Below are 12,653 nucleotides of genomic sequence, written 5' to 3'. Positions count from 1 at the left end.
TTTTGATTAAGCTAAGATGCGAAGCATCCTTCTTAATGGTTCGGCAGCTCCCCATAATAACTGGTCGCCAACAGTAAAGGCTGATAAATAGTCTTTACCCATATTAAGTTTACGTAAACGTCCAACTGGCGTAGTTAATGTGCCAGTAACAGCTGCTGGAGTTAGCTCACGCATTGATAAATCACGATCATTAGGGATAACTTTTACCCAATCGTTATGCGCAGCAAGTAATTTTTCAACTTCTGGCACACTGATGTCTTTTTTGAGTTTGATGGTAAATGATTGACTATGACAACGTAATGCTCCAATACGCACACAAAGTCCATCAACAGGAATAATTTGGCTAGTACCTAAAATCTTATTCGTTTCAGCCTGGCCTTTCCATTCTTCTTTACTTTGACCATTATCAAGAGCTTTATCAATCCAAGGGATTAAACTACCCGCTAATGGCACACCAAAATTATCTGTTGGTAAACTACCATCACGCATTTTTTGCGTCACTTTCCGTTCAATATCTAAGATCGAAGAATTAGGGTCTTGTAGCTCTTTAGCTACTTCGGCGTTTAACATGCCCATTTGGGTAAGCAATTCACGCATATGACGCGCACCGCCACCTGAAGCAGCTTGATAAGTTGATACTGATACCCAATCAACTAAGTTTTCAGCAAACAATCCACCAAGCGACATTAACATTAAACTTACAGTACAGTTACCACCAACAAAGGTTTTGATACCTTTATCTAAAGCTGCATGAATATTAGCTTTATTGACTGGATCAAGAACAATGATTGCTTCATCTTCCATTCTCAATGTTGATGCCGCATCAATCCAGTAACCTTGCCAGCCAGTTGCACGCAATTTTTTATAAATTTCAGAAGTATAATCACCACCTTGGCAAGTCACTATAATATCTAATGCTTTCAAAGCATCAATATTATCGGCACTTTGTAATGTTCCTGTTTTACCACCAAAGGTAGGGGCAGCTTGACCAGCTTGAGAAGTAGAAAAGAAAACAGGATTGATATAATCAAAATCATGCTCTTCAACCATACGTTGCATAAGGACGGAACCAACCATTCCACGCCAACCAACAAAACCAACATTTTTCATATTTTATTTCCAACGGTAGATGTTATATAAAGAAATCTTTATTGACTATTAAAACAAAATATCACCATAAAACAAGTGAGATAAGAATTATTTTTTAAGAGTATTAAAAGATAATAGCGAATTATATAAAACTATCGTTATTTAAATTGCTGGCTAGTTTTTATTGATATTCCTTTTCCAGATAATTTTTCACGATGATAAGTACACCCAAATGACTTATTTGATGATGAGGATTGTCATAAATAATATTAACTCTAATATTAACTATTTTTTAATTATGGTGTTGGCGTGGTTTTCCAAATAAAAAACTCGACTGTATTTAGAAAATTATCAAAAAAATGCCCTTCATATTGATCTGCTACAACTAATACCTGCTGTTTTTGGGTATGGTTTATCTCATTAAGACGAGCAATAAATTTAGCACTTTGCCATGGTGCTACACGTTCATCTTTCAAACCTACCGAAATCATAACCGGTGGATACGTAACATAATCTTTTAAATTTAAATAAGCATCTATTTTAGATAAATCCTTTAACTGTTTTAAGTTTAATGGCGAGCCAAACTCAGCAAAGTTTGCTTTACCAATGGCGATTTTATCTAATCGACTCATATTTAACATACCCACATTAATGGATGCCGCAGCAAAAAGTTCAGGATGTTTAGCTAATGCCATTCCAATTATAATACCACCAGCACTCTCACCGCTGATAACTAGCTTAGATGGTTGAGTAATATTATGATTAATTAAATATTGTGCGCATGTTATAAAGTCATCAACTGAGTTTTGTTTATTAGCTAAGCTACCGCCAATATGCCAACCTTCGCCTAATTCTCCACCTCCTCGAACGTGAGCAATTGCAATTATTCCACCTCTTTCAAGCCAAATTAAACGTGTAGCATCAAAAAAAGCGCGCTGACTTACACCATATGCACCATAGGTAGTTAACCATGTAGGAGCTGTACCATCATATTTGATCCCTTTAGGATGAATAATCGTCATAGGAACAAGTGTTCCATCGTTTGATTTTACCCATTGTTGTTCAGCCTCATAGTTTGCAAACGAAAAAGCACTGGGATTAATCATTTTTGAATCTTGAATTGAGCCATTATCGGGGTTATAGGTAAATATTTTCGGGGGAACAGTCCAATTTTGAGCAGTAAATAATATTTCTTTGCGATCAGTATCACTAAAAATGGCTGTTATTTCTTGACTATTTGTAAGAGAAATCAATTTAACATGATGAGGGTCAGTAAAAGGAATAGCAACAAACTTGGGTGTTTCTGACTCATGATAAGCTAAGTAAATAGCATCTTTACTTGCTGCAAATTGGGTCAAATCTCCATTTTGCCATTCCATAATTTTTTCTTCTAATTGGCTATTCTTATTCAAATTCACGCGCGAAATAGTATAACCAGACAACGCATTGTATTTAGCTAAATATAACCAATCATCTTTTAGAATAAAATTGGTAACTTTTTGTTTTCTATCGATGATTTTTTGCCAATGAACTTTAGTATTATTAAGATTATCATAATGTGTAAGGTATAAATCGATACTATAACCAGATATAGAAGATGAGATAGACGCAATAGCCCAATTACTAGAAAAAGATAAGGCTATATTTTGATCGGTAACGGGGTCATAACCAGTTATTTGATTTTTACTAAAGATTAAGACATCATCTTTTGTCTTAGTATTTAGATGGTGCAAATATAACTCTTCTGTGCCCGATTTTGGGCTATTTTGTTGATATTTATCATTTCTTTTATAAAAAAAAGATAAATTATCATTTGACCAAATAATGCTTGGATCCGATATGCCAGTTATATGATCATTAAGATGTGATTTAGTTTTTACATTGATAATTTTTATTGATGATATCTCAGCACCATTTTCATAAATGCTATAAGCAATATATTGCCCATCACGTGACGGATAAAAATCATATATACCATAACCAATAGGAGGATCTATCAACAATTTTTCATTATTGTAGCGATCTCTAACAAAAAGGCGATTATACGGATAATCTGCTGTTTGTTTGAAATAAAAACAATTATCGCCTACATATTGAATATCAGAAATTATAGGTTCAGAACCAAAATCGGTTAATTGATTAAATCGTTTACTGACAGTTTTTGACCATGGTAATGCATCTAGTATGTTGACGGTACGTTCAGACTCAGATAATAACCAATTACTGATTAACTGTGGCTGATTTTCCATCCAACGGTATTTATCGTTCGCTTCGATTTTTTTTAACTTTAATTCATTATTAGTTGTACAACAGCAACAAATACTACTTAACAAGAGAATCAATATTATGATAAATATTTTCTCTTTAAATATAGTCAAATTTACCTACCTATTAATTCTATATATAATTCAAGGACTAGATAAAAAGGTATAACTAGTAATGAATAAAAGCAAATATAATTTTATTTGAGTTAAAAATATATTTGCCTTATTAAAGTTAAATTAATTAATTGATTATTTATCTGACCAGCTTAAAACTCTTCATCTTCTATTATTGATGACGTCATTGACACCATATTATAGTGCTCAATACTTTGTTGAGCTGTTTGCATTAGTTCTGATAGTAAATCATCTAGCGCCATTTGTGTTCTTAGCATAAATGTTGCCAATAACATGGGTATATTCACCCCAGTAACAATTTCTAGATTTGGATAATTGGCCATTAATCTGGTTAGTGTGTTAAAAGGCGTTCCGCCTTTTAAATCCACCAAACACAATATTGTCTCACCTTGTTGAGCAAAGCTTGCTAAATGATTTTCAATCTGCTGTTGAAACTCATCTAACGATTGCCCCATTAAAAAGGGCACGGCCTCACATAAGGTTTGTTTACCACAAATCATCTCGGCACTTACGATCAGACTTTGAGCAGTAGGTCCATGAGTACTGATTAATACCGCAACCATTGTTGCTCTCCTTAATAATCCAAGCAACGATAGTAGCGACGAATAGTCATTGGGTGCCGATTTAAGTGTTCAACGTAAGCATCAATTCGGTTATTTATCGTTCTAAACACAAACGGTGATAAATGACCACGATATTTTTCTGATATACCCGGTAATGGATAGTCTTTGGTATCAATAATGGTGTAGTTACCACAAATTTGCGGTAAGAATTTTGCCACTCTTTCACTTAATGGACGTTGACTATCTTCACCAACATAAACAGTTACAGCTGTATCACGGTCGATCACTTCTAATGTGCCATGGAAAAATTCAGCAGACTCGATCGATTTTGAACGTAGCCAGTGTTGCTCTTCCCAGTAGCACATCGCATGAGAATAAGTTGCACCCCATTGGTTGCCAGCACCGACAAAATAGTGCATAGCATCGTTATGATGTTTCAATGCGACTTCTTGCCCGAATGCATCAGCTTTTTTCGCCACTTCGACGATGTTTTTAGCAAAATGTTGATCCATTTGTTGATAAAATTCATCATAGTCAGGATATTCGCCTGCTAAATACATTAAGCGATCAGCAGCCATAAAGAATTTTAATTGCTCATTCATTGGGTAAGAAATCACATGGTGCGCCATTTTACCTAATGGTGAATCGGCTTTATCTAAAAAGGCTAAAACTGTTGCACCCACATCTTGTTGAATTTTATTAATAGCCTCAACGACCTCTTGGGTTGAGCCTGTAACAGATGAGATGATAATTAAGGTGTCTTTGGTTATACGCTTATTGCCGGTAACCAAATATTCCGCTGCATGTTGAATAAAGGTTTCAATGGCTGATTTTTCTTTCATATGGACAACTGCTTGCATCGATGAAGCGTAAGTTCCGCCAATACCTAACCAGCACACATTACTGTAACCACGGGAGTGAATTTTATCGATAAATTCATTGATTTGTGGACGAAGTGCTAATGCGCCATTCATGCTGTCGAGTTCTTTTTTTTCATCGTATTTTCTCATGCTCTAATCCTCTTAATTTTAGATTTAGTAATTTCATCAAATTCCGGATATGTTGATTTTTCCAGATTGTGACCTTTTAACTGTGATACTTGATAGCTAAGTAAGTGAATAGGAATTGTCATAAACAGCGAAGTTAATCGCTCATCACAACTGATACCTAGACATAAGTCATTTTCTGTTCGGTTGCCTTGTTGATGTGCATAAATTGTTACAACATTTTTCACATACTGATTTAAGAATTGTTTTAAGGAATCAGCTCTTTGCGCCAGTCTTCCTTGCGGTTCAATAAAAATGATTTGATCATCGCTATGCAAACCCAGATAAGGGCCATGCATATACTCTTCGAGTTCTTTACCCAACGCAGTGTTGCGTACGGTTTCGGTAAATTTAGTTTCTCCTTCCCTTGCAACCCCGTAGGTAGCACCGTAACCGATCAATATTACCCGTTGAGCTAGAGTATATTGATCTTCAAGGCGATTAACCCAAGCTTGTGAACGCTCAATAACTTGTGGTAATAATTGGGTAATCGTTTTAATCCGATTCATATAGTCATCAAATTTGGCTTGATTAATGGTTTCGGTTTTTTGCCCAATAATGAGGCTAATTAAGATCAAATCTAAAATAGTGATACTATAACCGGCACTGACATAAGGCATTTCTTCAATCGGCATCCCCATAGATAAAACGTGATTGCTAACTTGATACAAAGGACTTTGTGGATTGCTGGTCAGGCTATATATCGTCTTGTTATGGTGAATAAATTCCTCAACTAAATGAATGGTTGAATAACTCTCTCCACCTTGTGAAATGGCAAAATAGAGTGTATTTGGATCGTTATAGTGCAGGTAATTGGCCGCCATTGAAGGATCTTCAATATAGACAGGAATCTTCAACAGTTCGCTCATTATTGGTCTTGCACCATAAGCAGCATTAGCACTGGAGCCAGTGGCGAAAATGACAATGGCATTAAGCTGTTTTATTTGACTTAAATCGATATGATCGGCAAATAACGCCTTATAATTATCTAAAACAGCTTGATAATATTTCGGCTCTAATGCGACATAATCAGCAATACTTTTCATTGTTAATTCCTCAACTTCCTAATAACCCAGTCCAGGCACCGAAAATACCAATGGCGGCGATAAGTAGAAGGATCCAATGTGCTTTAACGCCTTTTCTCACCAATACAAACATAAATAGCGTAAAGAGTAACGGTAGGATCTGTGGCACAATGCCGTCAAAAATATCTTGTAAGGATGCCGAATCATCACCGGTACCTATTTTCAATGGCATATTGAGTGTCACCATGGTGGCAACCATTGCCCCGACCACACAGAGCCCGAGTACTGAAGCACCATAGGACAATTTATCCATTAAGCCCGTTTTTTGCACTTTTTCAATAAAGGACGCGCCAATGTTATAGCCAATTAATAAGCCAAAATATCGTGCTAAAATCGCCGGCACATTAAAGATAAGCAGGAATAACAATGGACCTAAAATATTGCCTTCCAGCGCTAAAGAGGTGCCAATGCCGGTGGCAATAACACGTAATGTCCCCCAGAAAAAAGAGTCACCTAAACCACTCAACGGCCCCATTAACGCAATTTTGACATCATTAATCGAACTTTTATCAAATTCACTATCGGTGGCATTCTGTTCTTCCATAGCAATACAGATGCCTAAAGGGAAAGTAATTAGCCAAGGGGTAACATTATAAAATTCTAAGTGGCGTTGATAGGCATCGGTAAGGTCAACTTGATTATCACTATAAATTTTATCTAAAGCCGGGCGCATGGCATAGGCATAGCCTAAGTTCATTTGCCGTTCATAATTCCATGACCATTCAGCGGTGAAAGAGCGCCAAAAAGTTCGGGTTAATTCTTTATTGGTTATTAATTTAGAATTCTTCGTTTTCATAATCGATCTCCTGTGCACCTAAAACGTTGCCAGTTGTTAGCTTCTGACTGTCTTGCTCTGTTACGCCTTTTTTTCCATTAAATGAGGAGTAACCGGTCAAAATAAGTGCTAGGCAGGCACCAAAAATGGCCACGCCAGTAACAGGCACTTTCATATAAACGGCTAAAGCAAAGCCAAGAACAAAAAAGGTGACATTGGTTTTTTTAATCATAATTTTCATTAACATAGCAAAACCGAACGCCGGTAATAAGCCGGTGGCAATACCTAAACCATCGATAATAAAGCGAGGAATCATTTCTAATAAGCCATTGACCGCTGAACTACCGAATAAGTAGGAGAATCCAACCACTAAACCAATTGGCAGATTGATTGAAAAGAAACCACCGAGTATGTTCATTCGATCCATACCTTTGCCGTTGCCTTCGCTGGCGTATTTATCGGCTTTGTGAACAAAGTAAGGAAGAATAAAAAGAAAACATAAATTTTTGACTAATAAAACCAGTGATGCAATTGGAATGCCCAGTGCTAAGGCGATTTCGGTACTTTTCCCTGCGCCAATGGCAAAAGCGGTACCTAAAACACTGCCGGAAATTATTTCCGGTGGAATGGATGCACCGATTGAAAACGATCCGACAAACGCTAATTCTAACGTTGCCCCAATTATAATGCCTTGTGTGATATCACCCATGACTAAACCAGCTAAGGTACAAGTCACTAACGGTCTGGATAACATTGATGAACCTAAAAAGTATTCACCATTTGCTAACATCGCAATCAAAGCTAACAGTAATGCGGTTAATTCGATACTCATTTTGTACCTCTCAACTATTTCTCAAATTTCTGCTTTGATTCACTTGGAATTTGCTGAATGTAGATATCAATACCGTCTTGTTGTAATTTGGTCAGTAAATCTGCTTCAAGATCGGTTAAATTGATGGTTTTAGAGTAGTTTTTTGTGCCTTCACGTGGTTTAGTACCACCTAAATTAAGGCTGGTTATTTTGCCTTGCGTGCCACGGATTAATTTTTCAGCATCTGCTACTGATTCAACGACTATCAGCATTTGATATTTATCAGTTGCGCCTGAGTTTATCGCCTCAATACTGTCATCAATTGATTTCATCACTAATTTTGCATGCTCTGGCTTAGCCAAACGAATCGCAGATTTACGTAGTTCGTCGTTGGCTACAACATCATTAGCAACTAAAATCGTGTTTGCATCCATACTTTCGAACCATGAAACAACAACTTGACCATGCAATAAGCGATGATCAACGCGTAACAATTTAATCATTGGTGTACCTCCTAAGTGAAATCGACCACATATTTGGTATTACTAGCAAACTTATACTCGAGAGCAATCGGTTCGCTATTAGTATCAAAATAGTGATTAGAAATTTTAAATAATGGGTCGTTAATCTGGATTCGAAGTTGTTTAGCGAGCTCGGAGTTGGCCACAATCAGTTGCAAATCTTGTTCTAATTTATCGACTTTTTTCTTGCCTGAATTGATGATTTCGAGCGCAGATAACACTTTGATAATTGAAATTTGAAAATCGGGAAAGTTATTTAATGGCAGGACAAAAATCTCTTTCGTAATACTGTTTTTTGCCACTTCAAGGAAGCTAATGTAATAGATCAGTTCAGCCGGTTTTATTTTTAGTAATTGACTGTAATATGCACCTGCTTGTCTTAAGTAAGCTTCTTTGATTACTTTTTTGTGATTGGGGTAGATGTATGGTTTTATGATACCTGTCATCTCTAAAATATTTTGGGTCGAGAGCGTTGGCGCAACAAACAGACCAACTCCTTTTTTCCTAACCACCATATTTTGATCAACTAATCGATCTATTGCTTTACGGACAGTTGTTCGACTTACATTATAATCTTTTTGCAATTGCCCTTCGGGTGGTAACTCAGCACCAACGCCATATCGTCCGGTATTTATCTGCTCGAGTAATTGAGCGGCAATTTTTTCAAATAGCTTCATTTATGTTTTTCCTCATAATTGAAGATATTTTTGGCCGATAAGTGATACCGAAATCGGTTACCAATCAAATATTGTTCAGTATATTCAAATGGTTGAAAATTATTATCGTAACTATAACTTGATACTTTATAGATAGGTGTTCCTTCGGCAATAGCTAAATACTCTGCTTTATCTTCGGTCGCCGCTTCGTAGGTGATCTCTTCCCGTCCATGGCTTGGTGTAAAATGATAATGCTCTTTAAGGTATTCATAGAGCGAAATGTTATTTAAGTCCTGTTTTTCTAAATCGGTAAATTTTTCTGAAGGGAGATAATTGATTTCATAAGAAAGCGGTATTTTCCCCAATAGACGTTGTCTGATAATTCTAATTAGTTGCTGGTTAGATCCGAAAAAGGTACGCAATTGTGCGGGCATTTTTATAATTTGATTGGACAATACTTTTATTTCAATTTGAGCATTTTCTTCTTTTTGGATCTCTTCACTAAACGAAGACATTTTTAGCATATTGATTTCAAAAACATTGTGTTCCGGGCTGTAGTTATCTGTTTGAAACATATAACTTTCCATAGCTAAATCATGCAAGGCTTTCCTGACAGTTGTTCGGCTTACCTTAAAAAATTCCGCAAGTCCTCGCTCAGTCGATTTTTCCGTAATAATTTTAGGATTTGCTCTTATTTGCTCTTCAACATCGGTTTTAGACGCAATATCACGATATTCCAAAGTTCACTCTCCATTACTGGGCTTTTTTAATTCACAGATATATCTTAAATCACATAATATAGCTCAAAAAATAGATAAAAAAATACATGTTGTCAATTTTAAGTACCAAAAGTGTAAGGGAGATCACAAATTTTATGATAAATTTAATAAAATCAATTAAATGAATATTAATTAGGGTTGACAGTGGGGTAAAATAGCAGCAGATAATGCGTTAAATAAACACTATAAAGCAACTGTTTATATGCTATTGCTGAGAATACAAGCGATAAAGTGGATAATAAAAAAGCCTACTCATTGAGCAGGCTTTTTTATATAAGATTGGTCGGCGAGAGAGGATTCGAACCTCCGACCCACTGGTCCCAAACCAGTTGCGCTACCAAGCTGCGCTACTCGCCGTTAGATGTTTCATACTTTGCATAAATGGGGTGGCTAATGGGATTCGAACCCACGACAACTGGAATCACAATCCAGGGCTCTACCAACTGAGCTATAGCCACCATATGAAGTAGGACGAAATATTACGCATAAAAAATAATATTGTCCAGTATATTTTTTAAAAATAATGCTAATTGGTTATATTAAAAGCGCTTAAAGTCTATTCTTTTACCATCAGGGATAACATTAGACTTTATGCGACATAATATCAATTATCTGAGTATCCAATGCTTTCATACTATTACTTGCAATCGCCCCTAGATTATTAATGGTCGTTTCAACACTATCACAAACAATGCCTTCATTACCGGTTACTCGAATCCGATTTAAAGCCATCAATACAGCTTTAAATCCAGATGAAACCGATGTTGACACTTTCATTGCACAACTATTTGACGCACCATCACATATTATTCCAGACAAATCACCAACCATATTGCATATTGCCATATCTACTGGCTCATATTGCTCTTTTCCAAGCAACCATGCCATACCAGCAGCAGCTCCCATTGCAGCCGTTGATGCGGCACAAAGTGCTGATAAAGGTGGGAATTTGCTATGTATATAGATCGCAATAGTATGAGATAAAATTAATGCTCTAGCTAATTGCTCTGGCGTCGCATTTAAATAATCGGCGACAACAACTACCGGCATAGTTGCTGTTATCCCCTGATTACCCGATCCGGAGTTACTCATTGCAGGTAAAGTCGCACCACCCATTCGTGCATCAGATGCTGCTGCGGTGCGAATCATCACTTTGGACAGCAAGTCATCTGCTAACAATCCTGTTTTTGTTTGTTCATACAATGTTGCAGCAATACTTAAACCATATTCTCGCCTTAATCCTTCTTGTGATAAAGCATTGTTTAATTCTGCCGAATGTAAAATAAATTCGATATCATCAAAATTAGCTTGCGTTGCAAACTCATATATCTGTTTGACTGACATATGGTTTATGATCGACTCTTGTTTAGATTCACCTTGTGTTCTTTTATCTGCTTTGAAAATAGTTTCACCATTTTTTTCGATCAAAATTACGTTAGTATGTGAGTTTTCGATGCATACCCTAACATGATCGGTATTCGTATAAATATTGGCTTCAGAATAAATAGCAGTATTATTATCAGCAATTTGTACATTAACTTTATGTTCACTAATTAACGTTTTAGCCTGATTAATTTGTTTTGGTTTAATATTTTTTAATACTTCAAGGCCAGCTTGAGCATCGCCACCTATTGCCCCAATTGCTGCGGCAATAGGTAATCCAACCATACCGGTACCTGGGACAGTAACACCCATGCCGTTTTTCATTAAATTTGGCGAAACAAAAGCCTCAATACGATTAATATTATTTTTATCAATATATTTAGCTGCAACAGCAGCAGCCAAAGCAAGCGAGATAGGCTCAGTACAACCAAGAGCCGGTAAAACTTCGTGTTTCACCAATTGAATTAATTGTTGCCAAGTTAGTTCCATTTATTATCTCCATATAGCTAACAATAAGTACTGAAACCTTCAATTTATAAATAATGCGACTATTTTATTCTATTTAACTTGAAAACTGAATGTACTGCTCACATATTACATAACAAGTTAGTTAAAAAATATTAATGAAACATAGCTTTTATTAATAAATTACATCACTACTAACAGTTCCTTATTCAATCGTTTTTTGATTGAAATATACACTATAAAAATAGAGTAAATCTAAATTTCTATACTTAGTTGCATAGTAAATAAATTAATCAGGAATAGTTCAAAATATGTAATATTTTAGTAAATCCACCTGACTTTTTTTTTATTATTGCAATAATGTAACTATCTAAAATTAAATAATAATGGCGACGTATGATAAATATTTTATTAATTGATGATGATGTAGAATTATCACAAATGCTTAGCGAATATTTAACCAATGAAGGTTTTAATATTAAAAGTGTTTATTTGGGTAAAGATGGTATTGATGAAGCGCTTTCAGGTAAATACCGTGTAGCAATTTTAGATGTAATGTTACCTGATATTAATGGAATTGATGTCCTTAAAAGCATTCGTCAACAATGTAATATGCCAGTAATTATGCTAACGGCTAAAGGTGATAATATTGATCGCGTGTTAGGGTTAGAATTAGGTGCTGATGATTACATTCCAAAACCATGTTATCCACGTGAATTATTAGCTAGATTACGAGCGGTTTTACGTCGTTTTGATGAACGTTCGGTTGAATTAGTCGATGATAAAAAATATCACTTTAATGGTTTAACCTTAGATATTCCTCAGCGATTATGCACTTGGAATGGTCAACCTATTGATTTAACGTCTACCGAATTTAACTTATTAGTTTTACTTGTGAAACATAGTGAGCGAGTGGTAACTAAAGAAGAATTATCTGAAATTGGGCTTGGTCGTGCACGAGAGCTTTATGACCGTAGTGTAGATGTCCATATCAGTAATATTCGCCAAAAATTACATCAAGTCGCACAAAATGATGTAACCATTGAAACGATAAGAGCCGTTGGTTACCGTATTCGTTAAT

Annotated in this window: 12 protein-coding genes and 2 tRNA genes; 1 reads left to right on the top strand and 13 read right to left on the bottom strand. The window is 35.8% G+C overall.

What is annotated here, in order from left to right:
* Positions 1-6: 6 nt before the first annotated feature.
* The 13 genes from asd to J3U00_RS09120 all read right to left on the bottom strand — a co-directional run bounded on the left by asd (position 7) and on the right by J3U00_RS09120 (position 11,596).
* A complete protein-coding gene (gene asd, locus J3U00_RS09180) occupies positions 7-1,110 on the bottom strand; it encodes an aspartate-semialdehyde dehydrogenase (RefSeq protein ID WP_267332215.1) in 1,104 nt (367 codons plus the stop codon).
* 275 nt (positions 1,111-1,385) lie between these two features.
* Positions 1,386-3,422 carry a prolyl oligopeptidase family serine peptidase gene (locus tag J3U00_RS09175; protein WP_267332214.1) on the bottom strand — a complete coding sequence of 679 codons (2,037 nt, stop codon included), beginning with the start codon at positions 3,420-3,422 and terminating at the stop codon, positions 1,386-1,388.
* Between the two features lie 197 nt (positions 3,423-3,619).
* Complete coding sequence (locus J3U00_RS09170) at positions 3,620-4,051, bottom strand: PTS sugar transporter subunit IIA (RefSeq protein WP_065562739.1); 432 nt, start codon at positions 4,049-4,051, stop codon at positions 3,620-3,622.
* An 11-nt stretch (positions 4,052-4,062) separates the two neighbouring features.
* Positions 4,063-5,061 (bottom strand): SIS domain-containing protein, encoded by a 999-nt coding sequence (locus tag J3U00_RS09165; protein WP_065562740.1) that lies wholly within the window; start codon positions 5,059-5,061, stop codon positions 4,063-4,065.
* Positions 5,058-6,143 (bottom strand): SIS domain-containing protein, encoded by a 1,086-nt coding sequence (locus tag J3U00_RS09160; protein ID WP_267332213.1) that lies wholly within the window; start codon positions 6,141-6,143, stop codon positions 5,058-5,060. Before J3U00_RS09160 ends, J3U00_RS09165 begins: the two co-directional genes overlap by 4 nt.
* 10 nt (positions 6,144-6,153) lie before the next feature.
* Complete coding sequence (locus J3U00_RS09155; protein WP_065562742.1) at positions 6,154-6,978, bottom strand: PTS system mannose/fructose/sorbose family transporter subunit IID; 825 nt, start codon at positions 6,976-6,978, stop codon at positions 6,154-6,156.
* Positions 6,959-7,789 carry a PTS mannose/fructose/sorbose/N-acetylgalactosamine transporter subunit IIC gene (locus J3U00_RS09150; protein ID WP_220225430.1) on the bottom strand — a complete coding sequence of 277 codons (831 nt, stop codon included), beginning with the start codon at positions 7,787-7,789 and terminating at the stop codon, positions 6,959-6,961. Before J3U00_RS09150 ends, J3U00_RS09155 begins: the two co-directional genes overlap by 20 nt.
* A gap of 14 nt (positions 7,790-7,803) precedes the next feature.
* A complete protein-coding gene (locus J3U00_RS09145; RefSeq protein ID WP_065562744.1) occupies positions 7,804-8,271 on the bottom strand; it encodes a PTS sugar transporter subunit IIB in 468 nt (155 codons plus the stop codon).
* Between the two features lie 11 nt (positions 8,272-8,282).
* Positions 8,283-8,966, bottom strand: a complete 684-nt coding sequence (locus tag J3U00_RS09140; RefSeq protein WP_065562745.1) for a GntR family transcriptional regulator — start codon at positions 8,964-8,966, stop codon at positions 8,283-8,285.
* Positions 8,963-9,685, bottom strand: a complete 723-nt coding sequence (locus J3U00_RS09135; protein WP_267332212.1) for a GntR family transcriptional regulator — start codon at positions 9,683-9,685, stop codon at positions 8,963-8,965. The genes J3U00_RS09140 and J3U00_RS09135 overlap by 4 nt, the downstream gene beginning before the upstream one ends.
* Before the next feature lie 319 nt (positions 9,686-10,004).
* Positions 10,005-10,081 (bottom strand) — tRNA-Pro (locus J3U00_RS09130).
* Between the two features lie 25 nt (positions 10,082-10,106).
* A tRNA-His gene (locus J3U00_RS09125) sits at positions 10,107-10,182 on the bottom strand.
* 124 nt (positions 10,183-10,306) lie between these two features.
* Entirely contained in the window at positions 10,307-11,596 is a 1,290-nt protein-coding gene (locus tag J3U00_RS09120; RefSeq protein WP_267332211.1) for a serine dehydratase subunit alpha family protein, read from the bottom strand.
* Between the two features lie 375 nt (positions 11,597-11,971).
* On the opposite strand from J3U00_RS09120, the gene J3U00_RS09115 reads away from it, so the two are divergent.
* Positions 11,972-12,652, top strand: a complete 681-nt coding sequence (locus J3U00_RS09115; RefSeq protein WP_065562775.1) for a response regulator transcription factor — start codon at positions 11,972-11,974, stop codon at positions 12,650-12,652.
* Position 12,653: the final 1 nt, after the last annotated feature.

Source organism: Gilliamella sp. B3127, assembly GCF_026536935.1.
In the GTDB taxonomy this organism is placed as follows: Bacteria; Pseudomonadota; Gammaproteobacteria; order Enterobacterales; family Orbaceae; genus Gilliamella; species Gilliamella apicola_E.
This window is presented reverse-complemented; position numbering and strand designations above follow the sequence as displayed.